Source organism: Caballeronia sp. LZ029 (genome assembly GCF_031451275.1).
In the GTDB taxonomy this organism is placed as follows: domain Bacteria; phylum Pseudomonadota; class Gammaproteobacteria; order Burkholderiales; family Burkholderiaceae; genus Caballeronia; species Caballeronia jiangsuensis.
Genome location: NZ_JARUXO010000004.1, coordinates 57686 through 78276, shown reverse-complemented (window position 1 = coordinate 78276; position 20591 = coordinate 57686). Strand labels below are relative to the sequence as shown.

At 63.6% G+C, this 20591-nt stretch carries 21 protein-coding genes; 14 read left to right on the top strand and 7 right to left on the bottom strand.

From position 1 onward, the window contains the following. Positions 1–7: 7 nt before the first annotated feature. The 4 genes from QCE73_RS26350 to QCE73_RS26335 form a co-directional block, all read right to left on the bottom strand. Complete coding sequence (locus tag QCE73_RS26350) at positions 8–775, bottom strand: hypothetical protein (RefSeq protein ID WP_035510982.1); 768 nt, start codon at positions 773–775, stop codon at positions 8–10. Further along, complete coding sequence (locus tag QCE73_RS26345; protein ID WP_187605298.1) at positions 772–1683, bottom strand: substrate-binding domain-containing protein; 912 nt, start codon at positions 1681–1683, stop codon at positions 772–774. The genes QCE73_RS26350 and QCE73_RS26345 overlap by 4 nt, the downstream gene beginning before the upstream one ends. Positions 1684–1727: 44 nt before the next feature. Beyond that, entirely contained in the window at positions 1728–2147 is a 420-nt protein-coding gene (locus QCE73_RS26340; RefSeq protein WP_309884260.1) for a c-type cytochrome, read from the bottom strand. Between the two features lie 103 nt (positions 2148–2250). Further along, on the bottom strand, positions 2251–4062 hold the full coding sequence (locus tag QCE73_RS26335; protein ID WP_035510986.1) for a methanol/ethanol family PQQ-dependent dehydrogenase: 1812 nt from the start codon (positions 4060–4062) through the stop codon (positions 2251–2253). Positions 4063–4423: 361 nt separating this feature from the next. On the opposite strand from QCE73_RS26335, the gene QCE73_RS26330 reads away from it, so the two are divergent. The 9 genes from QCE73_RS26330 (at position 4424) to QCE73_RS26290 (ending at position 12631) form a co-directional block, all read left to right on the top strand. Then, entirely contained in the window at positions 4424–4804 is a 381-nt protein-coding gene (locus QCE73_RS26330) for a 4a-hydroxytetrahydrobiopterin dehydratase (RefSeq protein ID WP_238294053.1), read from the top strand. Between the two features lie 693 nt (positions 4805–5497). After that, the gene (locus QCE73_RS26325; protein ID WP_309884259.1) at positions 5498–6538 is read left to right on the top strand and encodes a beta-ribofuranosylaminobenzene 5'-phosphate synthase family protein; all 1041 of its coding nucleotides are present in this window, start codon (positions 5498–5500) and stop codon (positions 6536–6538) included. 60 nt (positions 6539–6598) lie between these two features. Beyond that, complete coding sequence (locus QCE73_RS26320; RefSeq protein ID WP_035510865.1) at positions 6599–7528, top strand: NAD(P)-dependent methylenetetrahydromethanopterin dehydrogenase; 930 nt, start codon at positions 6599–6601, stop codon at positions 7526–7528. Then, positions 7525–8700 carry an ATP-grasp domain-containing protein gene (locus QCE73_RS26315; RefSeq protein ID WP_309884258.1) on the top strand — a complete coding sequence of 392 codons (1176 nt, stop codon included), beginning with the start codon at positions 7525–7527 and terminating at the stop codon, positions 8698–8700. The genes QCE73_RS26320 and QCE73_RS26315 overlap by 4 nt, the downstream gene beginning before the upstream one ends. Continuing rightward, on the top strand, positions 8697–9695 hold the full coding sequence (gene mch, locus QCE73_RS26310; RefSeq protein ID WP_309884257.1) for a methenyltetrahydromethanopterin cyclohydrolase: 999 nt from the start codon (positions 8697–8699) through the stop codon (positions 9693–9695). Before QCE73_RS26315 ends, mch begins: the two co-directional genes overlap by 4 nt. Then, complete coding sequence (locus tag QCE73_RS26305) at positions 9692–10630, top strand: RimK family alpha-L-glutamate ligase (protein WP_309884256.1); 939 nt, start codon at positions 9692–9694, stop codon at positions 10628–10630. Before mch ends, QCE73_RS26305 begins: the two co-directional genes overlap by 4 nt. Next, a complete protein-coding gene (locus QCE73_RS26300; protein ID WP_309884255.1) occupies positions 10617–11477 on the top strand; it encodes a triphosphoribosyl-dephospho-CoA synthase in 861 nt (286 codons plus the stop codon). Before QCE73_RS26305 ends, QCE73_RS26300 begins: the two co-directional genes overlap by 14 nt. A gap of 172 nt (positions 11478–11649) precedes the next feature. Then, complete coding sequence (fae, locus tag QCE73_RS26295) at positions 11650–12159, top strand: formaldehyde-activating enzyme (protein WP_029672354.1); 510 nt, start codon at positions 11650–11652, stop codon at positions 12157–12159. 76 nt (positions 12160–12235) lie between these two features. Then, on the top strand, positions 12236–12631 hold the full coding sequence (locus QCE73_RS26290) for a hypothetical protein (protein WP_309884254.1): 396 nt from the start codon (positions 12236–12238) through the stop codon (positions 12629–12631). A 653-nt stretch (positions 12632–13284) separates the two neighbouring features. Here QCE73_RS26290 and QCE73_RS26285 read toward each other — a convergent pair. Continuing rightward, positions 13285–13794: a dihydroneopterin aldolase gene (locus QCE73_RS26285; protein ID WP_309884253.1), complete on the bottom strand. Its 510-nt coding sequence runs from the start codon at positions 13792–13794 to the stop codon at positions 13285–13287. Positions 13795–14144: 350 nt separating this feature from the next. Between QCE73_RS26285 and QCE73_RS26280 the strand changes: the two genes are divergently transcribed. The 3 genes from QCE73_RS26280 to QCE73_RS26270 are packed head-to-tail and all read left to right on the top strand — an operon-like array spanning position 14145 to position 18168. Next, positions 14145–16193, top strand: a complete 2049-nt coding sequence (locus QCE73_RS26280; RefSeq protein ID WP_309884252.1) for a sigma-54-dependent Fis family transcriptional regulator — start codon at positions 14145–14147, stop codon at positions 16191–16193. Beyond that, positions 16190–16789, top strand: coding sequence for a flavoprotein (locus QCE73_RS26275; RefSeq protein WP_309884251.1), 600 nt, complete (start codon positions 16190–16192; stop codon positions 16787–16789). Before QCE73_RS26280 ends, QCE73_RS26275 begins: the two co-directional genes overlap by 4 nt. After that, the gene (locus QCE73_RS26270) at positions 16768–18168 is read left to right on the top strand and encodes a DUF6513 domain-containing protein (protein ID WP_309884250.1); all 1401 of its coding nucleotides are present in this window, start codon (positions 16768–16770) and stop codon (positions 18166–18168) included. Before QCE73_RS26275 ends, QCE73_RS26270 begins: the two co-directional genes overlap by 22 nt. Here the strand turns inward: QCE73_RS26270 and QCE73_RS26265 are convergent. Continuing rightward, a complete protein-coding gene (locus tag QCE73_RS26265; protein ID WP_309884249.1) occupies positions 18165–18713 on the bottom strand; it encodes a thioredoxin family protein in 549 nt (182 codons plus the stop codon). The two genes, QCE73_RS26270 and QCE73_RS26265, sit on opposite strands and share 4 nt — an antisense overlap. A 98-nt stretch (positions 18714–18811) precedes the next feature. Here QCE73_RS26265 and QCE73_RS26260 point away from each other — a divergent pair, with 98 nt between their 5' ends. Continuing rightward, on the top strand, positions 18812–19108 hold the full coding sequence (locus tag QCE73_RS26260; RefSeq protein WP_309884248.1) for a hypothetical protein: 297 nt from the start codon (positions 18812–18814) through the stop codon (positions 19106–19108). Then, complete coding sequence (locus QCE73_RS26255) at positions 19105–19485, top strand: type II toxin-antitoxin system VapC family toxin (protein WP_309884247.1); 381 nt, start codon at positions 19105–19107, stop codon at positions 19483–19485. The genes QCE73_RS26260 and QCE73_RS26255 overlap by 4 nt, the downstream gene beginning before the upstream one ends. Positions 19486–19524: 39 nt before the next feature. Here the strand turns inward: QCE73_RS26255 and fba are convergent, their stop codons facing one another. Further along, complete coding sequence (gene fba, locus QCE73_RS26250) at positions 19525–20562, bottom strand: class II fructose-bisphosphate aldolase (RefSeq protein WP_309884246.1); 1038 nt, start codon at positions 20560–20562, stop codon at positions 19525–19527. Positions 20563–20591: the final 29 nt, after the last annotated feature.

The following is a 20591-nucleotide window of genomic DNA, read 5'->3' as shown; positions in this document are numbered from 1 at the left end:
AAAACCCTCACCGACTAGCCCGAGGCACATTCGAGGGCTTCACCGGTGCGCTCCCCGGCTGACTCATATTCTTGAGCGTCCCCTGATACGCGATCGTTTCCTTCTGCAAAGGATGCGCAAAATCATTCCCTTCCCCCGGCACTTCGGTGCGAATTAAAAGCAACTGCCCGGGCACATCATCGGCCATGACAAAGGTATACCGCTTGCCCGTGTACTTGGAAAACCGCTCCGCATTCGGATCGTTCAAATACGGCTGTATAACCACCTGCCGTGCCTTCTCATGCTTGCCGAGCCCGAGCGATTCGCTCGACACCGGCGTGATCGCCGGCCCCGCCGCCAGCGCCATCCGCACGCGCTGCTGGAAGTAGCGCCGCTGACCGCCCGTCAGTTGCTCCATCTCCGCAACGTCGTGCTCAAGAAAATAGATGATCGCCGGATTGCACGGCAGCCCGCCAGGCACATTGACATCGCCGGTGCGATCCGTCACATGCGCATCGTTCTTGCTGTTGCCCGGACTCACGACGAGCACGCGCAGCGTATCCTTGACCCTCGACGGCGGCCCCGAATAATCCACCGCGTAATCAAGCTCGGTCTGCGGCTCGACGCCATTCAAATGAGGCTGCATGAAGAGCAGTTGCTCGGCCGGCTTGATGTCGACGCCCGGCGCGGACGCACCGGACGCGGGCGCGTCCGCCGCCACTGCACCGACCGTCATCGTCAGTGCAGCGCAGGCCACGGCCAACGCGCAAAGCGAACCCCCGTATGTTCGCTTCATTGCGCGTTTTCCGGCTGCAACGGCAGCAAGGGAACCTGATAGCTCGACAGAATCTGATCGATCTTCGGCTGATTCGATGCAATCCAGTTATCGACCTTGTCACGCCACGCCTTCTCGCCGTATCGCACGCCCATCGAAATCTCATAGTCGAAACGAATCGGCGTGCCCGGCGGGAACGGCACGAGACGCACCTTGTTATCGGAGCGATTCGCGAAATAACCCGCGATCGGCCCCCACACGAAAGCCGCATCGACGTTGCCCTGCGCCAGATCATGTTCGATCATCTCGCCCGGAAACGCCTCGGGATCGCCGCTTTGCCCCTGATACGAAACCGCCTGACCGATCAGGTCATGACTGAGCAGCCAGTCCGTCGCGGGACTCTTCACGAAGATGCCGAGCTTCATCTTCTTCAACTGCTCGGGAGGCAGATTCATGAGGTCCGACGGCGTTTTGATGCTCGCGTATTCAGGCTTGTTCGGAAACACCATCGCGTAAGTGGAATGCAGATAGGGACGCGTGGTCGCGGTGAGCTCATAACCCTTCGGCACGCCGATGATCAGATCGCATTTGAAGCGCTCCGTCTGCGGCACTTTCTCGCGCAAGGTGTTGCGCACGAAACCCATGCGCTGCGGCCAGTACGTGTATTCGAGCTTGTAGCCGAAATCGCTCGCCATCTGGCTCGCGATCTTGTTCTCGAAGCCCTCGCCCTTCTTGTTCGAGAGCGGCATGTTGTTGGGATCGGCGCACACGCGCAGCACGCCGTCCGCGCCATCGTTGTTCGGCAGGTCGGGGGGCGGTCCGCCCGCGCCCTGCGCGAACGCCTGTTGCGCCGGGAACGTCGCGAGCGCCGCGCATAGCACGGCTGCGAATCGGAACGAAGCGGCGCGGCTTGCATTGCGATCAGACATCGACACCTCCGGGAAATAGAGCAATCATCGGTGATGCAACGTCCTTATTTTGCATCGATTGCCTGCAGATCGCCCGGGTTGATCTTGCCATCGGAGCGTCCCTTCAGATACGCGAAGAGATTCTCCCAGTTCTTCTGCATCATCTGACTGGAACTGAAATCGGGCATGCCCTTGTCCACGCGCCCGCCGAATACCGTGCGATGGAACTCGTTCTTGTCGAGCGTCTTGAAAGCATCGATCAGCGAAGGGCCGACCATGCCTTCCTGCTTCGCCCCGTGACAACGTTCGCACGCCAGCGCGCGCCAGGTCTTCCATCCTTGCAGCGTGTCGCTGTCGACCTTGTTGCCATCGACGACCTTATACGCGACCGGCTTCATCTGTCCCGGCCCCGGAGGCGTCTGGGCAAACGAAGCCGACGACGCAGCAAGCGTCATCGTCAGCAGCAAGAGTGATCGGCCTTTCATACGTCTGACTCCTTGAACATGTCTTGTATTAGGGGTATTTCGGCGCGGCGGCCATTGCAACCGCCGCGCATTGCCATCGACTGGCGTACATCAACCGGGAAGATCAGCCGCCGGGAATCGCGAAGATGAACAACGTGCCGCCAAGAGCCGTATATTTCGCGAGCTCCTTGTAGCCGCCCACCGCGCCCAGGCCTTCCGTCGACTTCTCGAGACCCGCCGCCATGCCGATGCCGGCCCAGCCGCCGATGCCCGAATACACGCCGACATACTGCTTGCCCTGATACTGATAAGTGAACACGTTGCCGATGATCCCGGACGGCGTCTTGAACTTCCACAACTCCTTGCCGTCCTTGATGCGCACTGCCTTGATATAGCCTTCGAGCGTGCCGTAGAACACCACGCCGCCGGCCGTTGCGAGCGCGCCGGACCACACCGAGAACTTCTCCGGCTTGGACCACACGATCTTGCCCTTGGCCGCATCCCACGCGATGAAGTTACCCATCGCGCCTTTCTCGTTCGGGCCCGGGAACATGGACAGCGTTGCGCCGACGAATGGCTGACCCGACACATAATCGACCTGGAACGGCTCGTAATCCATGCAGACGTGGTTGGTCGGCACGAGGAAGAGCGACGTACCCGGGTCGAATGCGGCAGGCTGCTGGTCCTTCGAGCCGAGCGCCGCAGGACAGATGCCCTTCACGTTGTGATCCGGACCGGCCTTCTGCGTGGAGTAGCTCGCATTGCGTATCGGCAGGCCGCTCTTCAGATCGACGCTGTCGGCCCAGTTCACCGCCGGGTCGTACTTCTGCGCGACGAGCAGTTCGCCCGATTCGCGATTCAGCGTGTAGCCGAAGCCATTGCGGTCGAAGTGAACGATCGCGGGCACCTTCTTGCCGCCGATGTTCAGATCGGAGAGGATCATCTCGTTGACGCCGTCATAGTCCCACTCGTCGTGAGGCGTCATCTGATAGACCCACTTCGCCTTGCCCGTGTTGAGATCACGCGCGAAGATCGTCATCGACCACTTGTTGTCGCCCGGACGTTGCGTCGGGTTCCACGTGCCCGGATTGCCCGAGCCGTAGTACACAAGGTTGAGCTTCGGATCCCATGCGTACCAGCCCCACGTGGTGCCGCCGCCGTACTTCCACTGATCGCCCTGCCAGCTCTTGAGCGACGAGTCCGCGCCGACCGGCGTCATCTTGCCGTCGGTCCACGTCATCGTCGATTGCGGATCGATCAGCATTTCGTTGTCGGGGCCGACGCTATACGCCTTCCAGACTTCCTTGCCGTCCTTGATGTTGTACGCGACGAGACGTCCGCGCACGCCGAACTCACCGCCCGAGATGCCGGTCAGCACCTTGTCGCCGAAAACGTGCGGCGCGTTGGTGTTGGTTTCGCCTTTCTTCGGATCGCCGTTCTGCGCGGTCCAGACGACGTCGCCGGTTTTGGCGTCGAGCGCGACGAGCTTCGTATCGGCTTGCTGGAGGAAGATCTTGCCGTCGCCATAAGCAAGGCCACGGTTGACCGTATCGCAGCACATCACCGAGATGACCTGATTGTCCTGCTTCGGCTGGTATTGCCAGATGAAGGTCTGATCCTTCAGGTTGATGGCGATGACCTTGTTGGGGAACGGCGAGTGGATATACATCGTGTCGCCGATGACGAGCGGCGAGCCTTCATGGCCGCGCAGCACACCAGTCGACATGGTCCAGGCAACCTGTAGCTTGCCGACGTTGTTTTCGTTGATTTGCTTGAGCGTGCTATAGCGGTGATTAGAGTAATCGCCCGCTTGCGCCGCCCAGTTCGAGGGATTCTTGATCAGGCTATCGAGTTGCGAGTCGGCCTGGGCCACATATGAATTCAGGCCAGCCGTCGCGACCACCGCCAGTCCAAGAACCAGGGTGCGTAAGTTCATGTCTCCTCCAGAATGGTGATGCCTCCGACCCAGGGATGACCACGCTACCGGGTGCATCGTGCGCGCCTTCAAATGCGGGTAACGAGTTGCGCCTCGTCCAGTACATAGCCGGACTCTTGCGTAGAGAGGCCAATTGCATATTCCATGCCGGTTTAACTCGCGCTGCTTTAAATCGGGAATTTGACGGGGGATGGTGTCGCAAGTGGACGGGTTCCTGTTGGGTGGCGACACATACTGTGTCAAATACGCGAAAAAATGAACGGCATGGAACACAGAAGCGGAACGCGTGACATGACGCGATGCAGCATGTTTTCTTTGGCGCATACTTGGCTGGTCGATTTCTTTTTTTGGAGGCTTCGCCATGGCTCAAGCCGAGAAGGTCTATTCCGACGAGGAGATCCAGCAGCGTCTGACCGGTGCGCTCAAGCATTGGTATGTGGAGGATGGCTGGCTCAGACGCAAGTTCAAGACCGAAAGCTGGAAAGGGACGCTCATGGTCGTCAATACCGTCGGGCATCTTGCCGAAGCGGCCTGGCATCATCCGGATCTGACCGTTTCTTATGCGTTTGTCATCGTCAAGCTCAAGACGCATTCCGCTAAGGGGATTACCGATAAGGATTTTGCTCTGGCTTCGAAGATCGAAGAGGTTATTCAGTGGCAACCTGGGAAGGAGGATGGGCCTCTTGAGGGCACGCCTTCCGATGATCAGCGGTTTCGGTATATCAAGTATGACGGGGGTTGATTTCGCCGGATCCCGTTAGCGTGTCGGTCTATTAGCACTGCCCCTCCCCGGGGCGGGGGTCACTTTCTTTGCTGCTGCAAAGAAAGTAACCAAAGAAAGCAGCTTCTCTTCGCCCGCGGTCACACGCAGTTTGGCCATGCTTGCCAGCCCGCCGTGGCCCTCGCCTAAGTGTCGCCCCCAAAGGACCAACCGGGCTTGGCTCGCGCACGGTCTGACACCTCGCGCCACATAACGAACGGGTTCAGCACGAAAGAGCATCGGCACAGCGCTACGCGCTGCCGTTGGGTATGCGAGGGAAACCATCGAAGAAGAAGCACCCGCGCCCCCGATTGACCCATCGGCCGCGAAGCGGGCTGGAGCTATTTCGTGCTGAACCCGTTCGTTATGTGGCGCGATGGCTCAGACCGTGCGCGGTCCAAGCCCTTGTCTGCTTGTGGGGGCACTCGCTACTGCCGGGCCATTCAGCCAATCGCCTGTGCCGCGGCCGGTGTGAAGTGCTTAGGCTGGGGAGAGCTGTTTCTTTGGTTACTTTCTTTGCAGCAGCAAAGAAAGTGACTGCCGCCCCGCACAGGGGCAGTGCCAATAGACCAATAAGAAAACGGGATCCGGCGACAAACCAAAAAACCAACTTGGTACAGGATTTGCCTATCCCATAGGCCTTAAAAAAAATCCGCCCCAAAGGAACCCCATCCGATGCCGACCTCCCCCGGAAGCCTCTCGCCCACGGCGATCACAGTCGAATCGCCATCGCGCCTGCATCTCGGCTTCATCGATCCGAACGGCTCCCTGGGCCGCGCATTCGGCAGCGTGGGACTCGCCATCGACGCACACGGCACGCGGATCACCGCGCGTCATGCGCCCGCATCGCGACGCACCGCGATTATCGAAGGCGCGGTCAGCGATGCCCAGCGCGAACGCATCGAACAGCATCTCGGGCAACTCGAAGCGGCGTTAGGCCAGGGCCCGGCAATCGACATCGAAGTACATGAAACACCGCGCCCCCACACGGGCCTCGGCTCCGGCACGCAACTGGCGCTGGCGCTCGGCACCGCATTCGCCCGCGTGCGAGGCCACGCAGCCACCACCGCCGACATCGCCAGAATCCTCGCACGCGGCGCACGTTCCGGCATCGGCATACATGGCTTCGATCACGGCGGCCTGATCGTCGACGGCGGACGCGATACGCGCAACGTGTTCTCGACCACACTGCCGCCGCTCATCGCACGCCAGCCCTTCCCGGATGCATGGCGCGTGCTGCTCATCGACGACACCTCGCGCGAAGGCCTCCACGGCGACGAAGAAAAGCGCGGCCTCGCATCGCTCGCGCCCTTCCCCGCGCCGCTCGCCGCGCATCTCGCCCATCTCGTGCTGATGCGCATCCTCCCCGCCGTCGCGGAAAGCGATTTCGACACCTACGCCGACGCCATCTCCGACCTGCAACAGACCATCGGCGAATACTTCGCGCCCGTGCAGGGCGGCGTGTTCGCCAGCCCCGCCGTCGCGCGCGCGCTCGAAGCCGTCGCCGCCGAGACGAAGGCGGGCATCGGCCAGACGTCGTGGGGTCCGGTCGGCTTCGCGTTCGTCGCGAGCGCACAGGACGCCGAACGCGCGCTCGCGGCCGCGCAACGCGTCTCGCCGGGCGTGCCGCTCACGTTCACCATCGCCGCGGGACGCAATCGCGGCGCGACGTGGCGCGCGGCCGATCATCGTCATCACGGCGCGAACGCTGCCTGAGCACGCGGCGCGCATCGACAGATTCAACTCGACACCCACACGCCCAACGAGTCCATCGCCATGCCCGAAGCCACCGAAAGACCCTACGTCCTGCACATGTTCACCAGCACGCCGCAAATGAGCCCGTTCGACGTGAACATGGCCGCCGACGCGGGCTATCAGATCCTCGTGCCCTACTGCAATGTCGATGAGGACAGCGTCGTGCAGCTCACGCAGGACGCGATCTTCTCGCGCGGGCCGAAGGGCGTGTCGCGCACCGGCATCTTCATCGGCGGACGGGACGTGATGCTCGCCGCCGACATGCTCGAAAAAGCCCGCAACGCGATGGTCCCGCCCTTCGAAGTCTCCGTATTCACCGATCCGAGCGGCGCGTACACCACGGCCGCCGCGCTCGTCGCGCTCGCGGAAAAGCATCTGCGCGCCGCGCATTCGGTCGATCTCGGCGGCAAGCGCGTGCTGATACTCGGCGGCACGGGCGCAGTCGGGCGCGTGGCGGCGGCGATGGCCGCATCGCTCGGCGCGGACGTCGCCGTCGCGAGCCATTCGAGCCAGTCGCGCGCGACGCAGGTGAGCGACGAAATCAATCGCCGCTTCGATATCGCGACCTCGGGCGTCGCGACCGGCTCGCCCGATCAGTTGCATCGCGAGCTCGCGCGCGCGGAAGTGGTGTTCGCCACCGCCGTCGCGGGCGTGCAGGTGATGAAGTCCGCCGATCTCGCACACGCGAAGAACCTCCTGATCGCCGCCGATGTCAACGCCGTGCCGCCCGAAGGCATCGCCGGCGTCAACGTGATGGACGACGGCAAGCCGCTCGCGGGCGCGGCGCGCCAGGACGCCGTCGGCATCGGCGCGCTCGCGATCGGCAACGTGAAATATCAGGCCGAGCATCGGCTCTTTTTGCGTATGCGCACGGGCGGCAAGCCCGTTTATCTCGGCTTTCCGGAAGCATTCGACGAAGCCCGCGCGATCGTCGCCGGACAAAGCTCATGACACCCGCCGATGCCGCCCGCGCGCCGCGCGTCGCCGTCGCGGGACTGTCGGCGCGGCTCGTCGCGCAATCGGCGGCGCGCGCGGGGCTCAATGTCGTCGCGCTCGATATCTTCGGCGACCGCGACACGCGCGAGCACGCGGGCATGTGGTTCGATATCGGCGGCAATGGTCTGTCGATCGATCGCGCGCGTCTCTACGATGCGCTCGAACGCGCGGCGCGCCTGCCGCGTATGCTCGGCCTCATCGTGACGGGCGGCCTCGAATCGCTCGCGGGCGAACTCGCGCGCGCGCCGCGCGTGCCGCGTTTCATCGGCAACGGGGCGCAGGCGGCGGCGGTGCGCGATCCGCGGCGCTTTTTCGCGTTGCTCGACGAGGCGCACATCGCGCATCCGGACGTGCGCTACACGCCTCCCGACGATCGCCACGGGTGGCTCGTCAAGCGCTCCGACGGTTGCGGCGGCACGCATATCGAATGGGCCGATGAAGTCGGGCACTTACCCGCCGATGCGTATTTTCAGCGCCTCGCGCAAGGCCGTTCGATGTCCGCGCTTTTCGTCGCCGCGCATCGCGAGGCCACGGTGATCGGCTTTGCGGAGCAACTGACGGTCGCAGCGGGACGCCTGCCCTTCGTGCACGCGGGCTCGCTCGGGCCGGTGCGCTTGCCGCGTCAGATCGCGGCGCGCATCGTCGAGGCCATCGACAGAATTGTCTGGCAAACGGACCTGACCGGTCTCAACAGCATCGACTTCCTGCTCGACGGCGACACGTTCAGCGTGCTCGAAATCAACACGCGCCCGTCCTCGACGATGGCGCTTTACGAAGCCGCCTGGCCCGACGCGTGGCCGCGCGGATTGATCGGCGCGCATCTGGACGCGTGTCTGCACGGCGAGCTGCCGCACGCGCCCGACACGGCCGCGCACACGCCGACGCTTCATGCGGGGCAGCGCGTCGTGTTCGCGCACGAAGGCTTTACCGCATCGCCCGCGTTCAGCGACGCATGTTTCGACGACCCCGCGTGCCACGACGTGCCGCTCGTCGGCGCGCGCATCGATGTGGGCCAGCCGGTCTGCACGATGACCGTGTCCGCGCCCGCGTTCTCCGACTTGCGCGACGCGCTGGACCGCGAGCACGCGCGCCTCCTGCAACGCATCGACACTTTATCCAGACCATGACTTCAACTTTCCAGGCCGACGCCGCGATGAGCGTCAACGCATCGAGCGAGCGGCTCGTCGCGCGTCTCATCGACGATGCCGCGCGCCTTCACGTCGATGTGACGCGCACGGACGGCGGCACCGTGATCGTCGATGCAGGCGTGAACGCCAAAGGCAGCGCGGAGGCCGGCATCCTGATCGCGCGCATCTGCATGGGCGGCCTCGGGCGCGTGGCGCGGCGCGTTTCCCTCGATAGCGCGCCGCTCTGGCCGGTTTTCATCGAAGTGCATACGAGCAATCCGGTACTCGCCTGTCTCGCGAGCCAGTACGCGGGCTGGAGCCTTTCGGCGACCAAGGAACAGACGGGCGGCAAGAAATTCTTCTCGCTCGGTTCGGGGCCGGCGCGCGCGCTCGCGCGCAAGGAGCCGCTGTTCGACGAACTCGGTTATCGCGACCGGCACGATCGCGGCGCGCTCGTGATGGAGGTGGATCGTCTGCCGCCGCAGGTCGTCATCGACAAGGTGCTCAACGATTGCGGCCTCGCGCCGGAGCGTCTCGTGATCGCCGTGACGCCGACACAGTCTGTGGCGGGCACGGTGCAGGTCGTTGCGCGCGTCGTTGAAGTTGCGCTGCACAAGACGCACGTGCTGGGCGTCGATCTCGCGGAAATCGTCGAAGGCAGCGGCAGCGCGCCGCTTCCGCCGCCCGCGCCCGACGGCATTGCCGCTATGGGCCGCACCAACGACGCGATTCTCTACGGCGGCCGCGTGCATCTGACCGTGAAGGGCGATGCCGTCGCGAAGCGCCTTGCGGCCGAATTGCCGTCGTCGAATGCGCGCGACTATGGCCGTCCGTTCGCCGACATCTTCACGTCGTTCAACTACGACTTCTATCAGATCGACCCGGCGCTGTTCGCGCCCGCCGAAGTGTGGGTGTCGAGCCTGGAAAGCGGCGCGACATATCACGGCGGCAAGGTCGATAACGCGCTGCTGGAGAAGCAATGGAGCGCGTCATGAGCGTGCCGGCATTGCGTGTGGCGATCATGACCGACGAAACCGGCTGGCACACCGGCCGCCTCAAAAAAGCCTTCCGCGCGCGCGATGTGGAGGCGCGCTGCGTCGATCTCGCGGATTGCCGCATCGACACGACATGGAAGCCGCACGGCCTCGCGATTCCCGGCTTCGGTCACACGCTGCCCGATGCGGTATTGGTACGAGGCATCGCGGGCGGCACCTTCGAGCAGGTGACGCTGCGCCTCGGCATCCTGCACGCGCTGCGCGAATGCGGCGTGCCCGTCTATAACGATGCGCGCGCGATCGAGCGCAGCGTCGACAAATCGATGACGAGCTTCCTGCTCAATCGCTACGGCGTGCCGACGCCCGCGACGTGGGCCGGCGAATCCCCGGCACATGCGCAGCGCGTCCTGATGCGCGAAGCGGCCGCGGGCCGTCAGGTCGTGATGAAGCCGCTCTTCGGTTCGCAGGGCAAGGGGCTGAAGAAACCCGGCTTGAAATTGCCGTCGCTCAAGTCGTTCAGTCAGGTCGCCTATCTCCAGCGCTATGTCGATGCAGGCGCGCCCGGCTTCGACTGGCGCGTGCTCGTAATCGGCGGTCGGGCGGTGGCGGCGATGAAGCGCGTCGGCGGCGAGGACTGGATTCACAACTTCGCACGTGGCGCGCGCTGCGAGGCGGCGGAACTGTCGCCCGCGCTCGCGGACATCGCCGTGCGCGCGACGGCGGCGCTCGGGCTCGATTACGCGGGCGTCGATCTGATTGCCTCGGAGGGCGGGCGGCCGGTCGTGCTCGAAGTGAACGGCGTGGCGGCGTGGCGCGGCCTGCAAACGGTGACGCCGGTCGATATCGCGGCGCTCATCGTCGACGATCTGCTCGATCGCAAGCTGCCCGCATCGAAAGGCGCGCTCGCGCTCGCCAGCGGCAATGAACGCTTCTGACGCACCGCTCGCCGGGCGCGCGCGCACCGCGTTCCTGCGCGCGTGCCGCCTCGACGTCGAGACGAGAAAGCCCGGCAACGTGAGCGTCGCGAGCGCGGGGCACGGCATGACGTCGGCGCAATTCATCGCGAGCGCGGGCGCGGCGGCGGCGGGCCTCTTCACGCCGCATGCACGCGTGGGCGCGCGCATTCTCGACGCCGTGCGCCGCACCTTCGATGCGGCCGGCTGCAATACGAATCTCGGCATCGTGCTGCTCGCCGCGCCCTTGTGCGCCGCGCTGGAGTCTTTCGATGCGCACGAATCCGTCGATGCGGCGCGCTGGCATCGGGCGACGGAACGCGTGCTCGCGGAGCTGGACATCGACGATGCGCGCCTTGCCTATCGTGCGATTGCGCTCGCGAATCCGGGCGGCCTGGGCGACGCGCCCGAGCAGCCCGTCCACGCGCCGCCGACCGTGACCTTGCGCGCGGCGATGACGCTCGCGGCGGATCGCGACAGCATCGCGCGTCAATATGAGAACGGTTTCGCCGATGTATTCGGCGCGGCGGGCCCGGTCACGGCGTCGACGGAGCATCGCGCGATGCTCGACGCGTTCCTCGCGTTTCTCTCCGGCTGGCCCGATTCGCACATAGTGCGCAAGCAGGGCGTGGCGGTGGCGCAAAGTGTCACCCGCGACGCGGTGCGGCATCGCGCGAACTGGCGCTCGGCGGGCAGTCCTGTCGAATCGCCGGCGCTCGATGACTGGGATGCCGAACTGAAGGCGCGCGGCATCAATCCGGGCACGAGCGCGGACCTCGCGGTGGCGACGCTCTTTGTCGGGCTGGTGATATCGGCGATGAATGCATGAAGTCTGCCCGCGCGGACAAAAAATTGGCACGGAACATGTTAGGAGTTTCGCGGTTGAGCGGTCGGATCGGAACGCCGGCCGAACCGCGAGCCTTGCGCGGCTTTGATTCTTACCGTCGCGAGTCGAGAGCAAGTCGCTAGTCCCTGGAACCACACATCACTGGAGGAACAGCATGGCCAAGATCAACCGCGTCATGGTAGGAGAGTCGCTCGTCGGCGATGGCAACGAAGTCGCGCACATCGACTTGATCATCGGACCGCGAGGTTCCGCTGCCGAGACCGCGTTCTGCCACGCGCTCACGAACAACAAGGATGGCTTCACGTCGCTGCTCGCGGTGGTCGCGCCGAATCTCCTGACCAAGCCGAACACGATTCTATTCAACAAGGTGACGATCAAGGGCGCGAAACAGGCGGTGCAGATGTTCGGCCCGGCGCAGCGCGCGGTGGCGATGGCTGTCGCCGATAGTGTGGAAGGCGGCGTCATTCCCGCCGATGAAGCCGACGACCTGTTCATCTGCGTCGGCGTGTTCATCCACTGGGAGGCGGACGACGACCAGAAGATCCACGACTTCAACTATCAGGCGACGAAGGAAGCGCTCGCGCGTGCGGTGGCGGGCGAGCCGTCGGCGCAAGAGGTAGTATCGAAGAAGGGAACGATGTCGCATCCGTTCTCGCCGGACTGAAGCGGAGCGTGGCCGGTACGGAGCTGTTGTTTGCGTGCCGGCCGATCTGGATTAATACAACTACGAGGCTTATCGCATGACCCCACGTTGCTGCGCGTTGACGGTGCTCACCTGCCTCTCGCTGATTTCGCCGCTGTCGATCGCCGCGACGGGTACCGGGGGTGGCGCGCCCGCCAAGAGTCACGATTATCCGACCGAAGGGCGCGTGGAATATGTCCTCGGATGCATGGACGACAATGGGCACGATTTCGCCAACGTGTATAAGTGCTCTTGTGCGATCGACAAGATCGCTGAGGTGTTGCCTTATGACGACTACGTCGAGCAGTCTACGTTTTCTAAATACGCGGCTTTAGGTGGGGAAGGTGGGGCGGAGTTTCGTGTCGATCGGGCTAAGGCTCAGACCAGGAAGTTTCGCGAGTTGCAGAGGGATGCTTATAGGGCTTGCGGGATTCAGAAAGCTGCGGCGAAGTGATTTGGTTTGTTTTTGCCGGGTCCCGCGTTTCGTGAAATCCTGATTTCGCGTCGGTCTATTAGCGTTGCCCCTATGCGGGGCGGCAGTCACTTTCTTTGCTGCTGCAAAGAAAGTAACCAAAGAAACAGCTATCCCCAGCCTAAGCACTTCACACCGGCCGCGGCACAGACGATTGGCCTAATGGCCCGGCAGTAGCGAGTGCCCCCACAAGCAGACAAGGGCTTGGACCGCGCACGGTCTGACACATCGCACCACAGAACAAACTGGTTCAGCACCAAATAGCTCCGGCCCGCTTCGCGGCCGATGGGTCAATCGGGTGCGCGCGCGCTTCTTCCTCGACGGTTTCCCTCGCATACCCAACGGCAGCGCGTAGCGCTGTGCCGAAGCTCTTTGGTGCTGAACCAGTGCGCTAAAACATTTGGTGCGGCAGACCGTGCGCGAGCCAAGCCCGATTGGGCCTACGAAGGCGACACTTAGGCGAGGGCCACCGCGGGCTGGCAAGCATGGCCAACGTGCGTGTGACCGCGGGCGGTGAGAGGCTGCTTTCTTTGGTTACTTTCTTTGCAGCAGCAAAGAAAGTGACCCCCGCCCCGGGGAGGGGCAGTGCTAATAGACCGACACGAACACGGGACCCAGCGACCAAAACCAAAACGTCACCCCGGCACATACCCCCGCCCAATCCATGCAAGACTAACGGACCCACCCCCACCCCCACCCCGACCATCGACAACACCCCGTCGCCGCTCGATCACAACCCCCACAGCCTCGACATCATCAAACTTCGCGGGCTTGGCAAGCTCGACCCGCACCCAATGCGCGCCAAAATCCGCGATGACCAGTTGCGCGATGCGCTCCGCCAGCGCCTCAAGCAACTGCAACCCATGCGACGCAAGCAGCGAAAGAATCGCCTCCCGCACTGCCGCATAATTCACCGTATCTTCGATCCGATCGGTCACGCAAGCGCGAATCGAGGGCACGCCAATCGCGAGACTGAGCCGCACCGGCTGCGGATCATGCAGCTCGCTCGTATCGATGCCGATAACGGTCTGCCCCGTGAGTCCCTCGATATACACGATATCCATCGCACCGCCCGCACGCCCATCGGCAATAGCAGGTTGCGGCGCAACATAAACAGCTTCGCGAATCGGTTCGAATCGGCCCATATGCTCATCGCCGCGCAAAGCGGCCCTAAAGAACCTCCGACGCCCATCGCCGAAGTCATCCGTAAGCTGCAAGCAAAAACCGGGCAAGTTCGCCCTACTCTATGCGACTACTTATTGAACCTACGCGTCTAAGGATGTAAAGTTTTTGAGAACCGGGCCGGATCGGGTCCCAGACAGCACCTGAACCATCCCGACCACCCGGCCACGAGGCGCGCCTGCGAGCGGAAATATCCGCGAAATCGAAACAGGCAGAGAAAGCCGCAGCGCCAGCGTAAAACACAACAGATTCGGCGCCGGACGGCCGCGCGACACGCGCGCACCGGAACGCGGCGCAACGGAGACTTGCCCCCATGTCGTCGCTTGCTGACGTAGACACGCATGTCCGGGAAGTGCTGAACATCGTCAATAATCCGCTGGCCGCACGCCGCGCCAGCGATTCGGTCGCGCAATCGTGGCTGCGGTGCCTCACGGAATTCAGGCTCGATCCGGGCCGCTTCGTCATGCCGCCCGTGCTCACGCAGCACGAGCTCAACGATCGCCGCGAAGCCGCGACCGATCTCATCGCGTGCTCGAAGCTGGAAATGACGACCTTGTATCAGCAGCTCGCCGACCCGGAACTCGCCGTCGTGCTCGTCGATGCGGACGGCGTCATCGTGCATCAGGTGTCGTCGGTGCCGTTCGGCGAAGCGGTCGCGGCCGATGGCCTGCGCGTCGGCGCGCTGTGGAGCGAGCGCGAAGCCGGGACCAACGGCATGGGCACGTGCCTCATCGAGCGCGATTGCATCGCCGTATGCCAGCACGAGCACTTCTATCCGCGCTATACGTCGCTCACCTGCTCGGCCGCGCCGATCTTCGACGAACGCGGCACCGTCGTCGGCGTGCTCGACGTGACGAGCCGCTCGAAGCTCCTGCAACAGCATTCGCTCGTGCTCGTCGGCATGTCGCGACAGATGATCGAAAATCGTCTGATCGATGCGCGCTACCGGCACGCGAACATGATCCACTTCCATAGCCGCCCCGAGTTCGTCGGCACGCTGCACGCGGGCAAGCTCGCCGTCAGCGACGATGGCGTCGTGCTCGCCGCAAGCCGCAGCGCGCTCTTCCAGCTCGATCTGCGCTCGCCGGCCGAATTGTGCGGCAAGCGCATCGAGGAAGCGTTCAATGCATCGCTCGAGGACATGATCGCGCGCAGCATCCGCGGCTCGTTCCATCCCGTGACGGTCTATAGCGCGAAGGCGAACAGCCGCTTCTTCCTCACCGCGCAGACGCCGCGCGAAGGCGGCAGCGGCGCGACGCGCATCCTGATGAACGATCCCGTCTCGCGCGACCTGTCCGCGCCCGCCGCGCGCCCGAAGGCGCCGAAGAAGGACATGCGCGAGACCGCCACGGCCGGCCGTCTCGACAAGCTCGCGCATCTGGAATTCGGCGATCCGCGCATGGCGTCGCAAATCCAGCTCGCGGCGCGCGTGATCCAGCGCAAGATTCCGATCATCCTTCGCGGCCAGACCGGCACCGGCAAGGAAGTGTTCGCCAATGCGCTGCACAGCATCAGCCCGAACGGCACGGGTCCGTTCGTCGCGGTGAACTGCGCGTCGCTGCCGGAGAATCTGATCGAAAGCGAGTTGTTCGGTTATCGCGCGGGCGCATTCACCGGCGCGCAGCGCGAAGGACGGCGCGGCAAGATCGTGCAGGCGAACGGCGGCACGCTCTTTCTCGATGAAATCGGCGACATGCCGCTCACCTTGCAGGCGCGTCTGCTGCGCGTGCTCGAAGAGCACGAAGTCACGCCGCTCGGAGCGGAAACCATCGTGAAGGTGGATTTTCAGTTGATCAGCGCGAGCCACCGCAATCTCGTCGAACTCGTGCAGACGGGCATGTTCCGCGAGGACCTGTATTACCGGCTGAACGGGATCGAGATCAATCTGCCGCCGCTGCGCGAACGCGCCGATGCGCTCGCGCTCATCGCGCATATTCTCGAAACCGAATCCGACGATCCCCCCGCGCTCTCCGCCGAAGCGCGGCAGGCGCTGCTGTCGTATCCGTGGCCGGGCAACATCCGCCAGTTGCGGCATGTGCTGCAAATGGCGATCGCGCTCTGCGACGGCCCTGAGATCCGCTGCGCGCATCTGCCGGCGGAGATCGTGAACGGCGCCGCACCGATCGCGCAGACTACGGCGCGCGCACCGGTTGCGCCGGCGCCGCATCTGACCGAAGACGCCGATACATCGTCGCTCAACGCCATTCAGGTGAAGGAGCGCGAGACCGTGCTGCAATTGCTCGACGAGCATCGCTGGAACGTGAGCAATGTCGCGAAAGTGCTCGGCATCAGCCGCAATACGCTGTACCGGAAGATGCATCGCCTGCATATTCGCCTGTCGCACGACACGCCCGACGCATGACGGAACCCACGCCCGCCCGCCGGCTCGACGAGTTCAAGCCCGACGCGCGCTTCGCGTGGTGCGTGACCGGCTCCGGCCATATGCTGGAGGAGTCGATCGCGCTTGCACGGCAGCTTCCCAGCGTCGATCTGTTTCTATCCGCTGCCGGCGAGGAGGTTTTGCCGCTCTACGGCTGGACGCTCGCCAAGCTGCGCGAGCACTTCAAGGTGTTTCGGGACAACAGCGCGAGCAGCGTGCCCGTCGGCATGATCTATCACGGCGAATATCACACGGTCGTGATCGCGCCCGCGACGAGCAATACCGTCGCCAAATGTGCGTTAGGCATCTCCGACACCTTGCCCACCAATCTCTATGCGCAAGCCGGCAAGCAATGCGTGCCGGGCATCGTATTCGCATGCGATACCGCGCCGAGCGTCATCACGCAGACCCCGCACGAATGGGTCGAAGTGAGGCCGCGCGCGATCGAGTTCGAGAACGTCGAGCGGCTCGCGCGCTTCGCGCATACCACCGTGGCCCGCTCGCTCGACGATCTCAGGGCCGCGCTCGATCAACGCCTGTCGGACCTGAAGCTCGCATGGAACACATCGTCTTCCTGACGGGGCGGCTCGCGCAGTTGAGCCTTCATCAGGTACTCGAAAGCATCGCGCCCGCCGCCGCCGGATCGCCCTTCACGTGGGAAGTCCGCGAGATCGGTCTGCAGGTCGCGGGACTGATGACCGCCGACATGATCCGTCGACGCGTCGAAACGCCTTTGAGCGAACGCACGAGCCGCATGATCGTGCCTGGCCGATGCCGTGGCGATCTCGATGCCCTCACCGCCCATTACGGCGTGACGGTCGAACGCGGCCCCGAGGAAGTGAAGGACTTGCCGCAGTTTTTCGGGCGCGAGGCGCGGCATGTGGACCTGTCGCGGTACGAGACGGAAATCTTCGCGGAGATCGTCGATGCGCCGCGCCTCGATCTCGACGGCATCGCGGCGCGCGCGCGCGAATACAAGCGTCAGGGCGCCGATGTAATCGATGTCGGCTGCCTGCCGGAGACGGCCTTTCCGCATCTCGAAGATGCGGTTGCGATGCTGAAGGAGCAAGGCTATCGCGTGAGCGTCGATTCGATGCGCGACGAAGAGCTCGTGCGCGGCGGACGCGCGGGCGCGGACTACGTGATGAGCCTCAACGCCGACACGTTGTGGATCGCGGATGAAATCGCCTCGACGCCGATTCTCGTGCCGCGCGAACCCGCCGATGTCGCCTCGCTCGATGCCGCCATCGAAGCGATGACGAAGCGCGGCCGACCCTTTCTCGCCGACCCGATTCTCGATCCGATTCCGTTCGGGCTCGCGGCGTCCATCGCGCGTTACGTGTCGTTGCGCGAACGCTATCCCGATGTGCCGATCATGATGGGCGTCGGCAACGTGACCGAGCTGACCGAGGCGGACACGAGCGGCATCAACGCGGTGCTGTTCGGCATGGCGGCGGAATTGCGCATCGCTGCCGTGTTGACGACTTCGGTGAGTCTTCATGCAAGGCGCGCCGTTCGCGAAGCCGATGTCGCGCGCCGCGTGATGCATGCCGCACGCGAAACGCAGACGCTGCCCAAAGGCATTTCCGCCGATCTGTCGGCGCTGCATGCGAAGCGGCCTTTTCCGTACGATGCCGACGAGATCGCCGCCCTCGCCGCCGCGATACGCGATCCGAATTTTCGCGTGCAGGTATCGGCGGATGGCATTCATGTCTATAACCGCGATGGTCATCATGTCGCGATCGATCCGTTCGCGCTCTATCCCGAGCTCAAGGTCGAGAACGATGGCGGTCATGCGTTCTATCTCGGCGTGCAGCTTGCGCGCGCGGAGATCGCCTGGCAGCTAGGCAAGCGCTTCGATCAGGATCAGCCGCTCGACTGGGGATGCGAAGTCGATCGGCCGGACGAGGATCTGATGGCGTGGCATGCGCCCGGCAGCACGAAAAAGAAGAGCTAGGGCTTCCATTTGATCGAGCATCCGAGCGCCGGGTATTGCGCCTCGGGCGCTTCGCCGTTTGCGGCTATCGCGCGCATCGCTTCGAACAGATCGCGGCGCGCGTCGGGCAAGGCTTCCTTGCGCGATGCGTCGATCCGCCCGCGATATCTCAACCGCAGATCGCGGTCGAAGCCGAAGCATTCCGGCGTGCAGACCGCGCCGTAGGCTCGTGCGATCTCCTGCGTTTCATCGTGCAGATAGGGGAACGGGAGGTTCCATTCTTTCGTGAGCGCGACCATGCGATCGAATGCATCGTCGGTGTAGACGGTCGCGTCGTTCGAATTGATGCCCGCCACGTTGACGCCGATTTCCTTCAGCGCCTGCGCATCGCGGATCAGATTCGGCATCGCGGCCTTCACGTAAGGGCAGTGATTGCACATGAACACGATGACGAGACCGTTCGCGCCCTTCAGCGAGTCGGGCGTGTAAGTCTGGCCGTCGGTCGCGGGCAGCTTGAACGCGGACGCTGTCGCGCCGAGTTCCGCGGTCGGAGATTCTGTGGGCATGAGATAGCTCCCAATTTGCTGGGTTGGCCGTTCGGCATATTGGCGGGTAGGTCGGACTCGGATAGCATGGAAACTCTTGTTAGTTATCCGGAGTAATCGTGTATATCTTTAGTGTCGAAGAAGCGCAGAAGGACTTGCAGAAGGTGCTGGAACTGGTGGCGCAGGGGAAAGAAGTTGCTATCGGCGGTGAGCATCCGGCATTGCTACGCCGCGTTAAGGCTGTCGGAAATCTCTCCCATGGCGATCCCGAAGCGGTGGGCTCAATGATCATCGGATACGTCGACGACGAAAGCGTGCTTGAAGATGACTTGGTCAAACCCTTACCCGACGACATCAATGCGGAGTTTTACAAACCCCGGATCTACGACGCCGATCCTGCGCCCAAGAGCCGATGATTCGCTTACTGCTCGATACACACGTCTACATCTGGAGTGTTGCGAAGGACCGCAGAATGCCGACCGACTTTCGCGAGCTAATCGCCGAGGCCGACCAGGTTTTCGTGAGCACGGCCAGCATCTGGGAACTGTCGATCAAGTCCGCACGCGGCAAACTGGAGCCAAACGGCGAACGCGCGATCGACGAACTGGACGATCAGCCGGTCATCGTGCTTCCGGTCCAACTCAAACATGCTCTCGCAGTGCGAAACATGCCTGATCTGCATCGCGATCCGTTCGACCGTCTGTTAGTCGCGCAGGCGCGAACGGAAGTGCTCAGATTTCTGACAGTCGACAGCGAACTCTCCGAATACCTTGACGCCACGATCCCCGCCTGACCCAGCGCCGCCCGTCCCAAACCAACGAGCGGCGCTCCCTCAGTGATATCGCTTCGCCATCGCCTCCAGCGCCATCGGCCTAATCCGATCCCCGTGTCCCGCGCACCCGAACGCCTCGAATCGCTCGATACACAAGTCCCGCGCCGCCGCCGTCGCCGCTTTCAGCGCATGCCGGGGATCGAACTCCGACTTCGCCGACGCCATCGCCCTGCGCATCGCGCCGGTCATCGCGAGGCGGATATCCGTGTCGATGTTCACCTTCCTCACGCCGTTCGCGATGCCGCGCCGAATTTCCTCCACCGGCACGCCGAACGTCGCCGGAATTTCGCCGCCGTGCTCGCGAATGATCGCAAGCCATTCCTGCGGCACCGACGAAGACCCGTGCATCACGAGATGCGTGTCCGGAATGCGCGCGTGAATCTCGGCGATGCGATCGATCGCGAGGATATCGCCCGTCGGCTGACGGCTGAACTTGTACGCGCCGTGCGAGGTGCCGATGGCGATCGCGAGCGCATCGATGCCCGTCGCTTCGACGAACGCCCGCGCTTCGTCGGGGTCGGTCAGCAATCGATCGTGACTCAACGTACCTTCCGCGCCGACGCCATCTTCCTCGCCCGCGCGCCCCGTCTCCAGCGATCCGAGACAGCCCAGCTCGCCTTCCACCGACACGCCCACGGAATGCGCCGCCTCCACGACGCGCCGGCTCACCTCCACGTTGTACTCGTACTCGGCGGGCGTTTTCTGATCGGGCATGAGCGAGCCATCCATCATCACCGACGTGAAGCCCGAGCGTATCGCCTGCTGGCAAACGGACGGGCTCGCGCCATGATCCTGATGCAGGACCACCGGAATATCCGGATGCGCCTCGACGGCCGCAAGCACCAGATGCCGCAGATACGGCTCGCCCGCATACTTGCGCGCGCCCGCCGACGCCTGCAGGATCACCGGGCTCTTCGTCGCCTCGGCCGCCTGCATGATCGCGTGAACCTGCTCCATGTTGTTGACGTTGAAGGCCGGCACGCCGTAAGCGTGCTCCGCCGCGTGATCCAGCAACTGTCTCAATGCGATGAAAGCCATCGTGATGTCTCCATGCAGGGTGCGAAAAT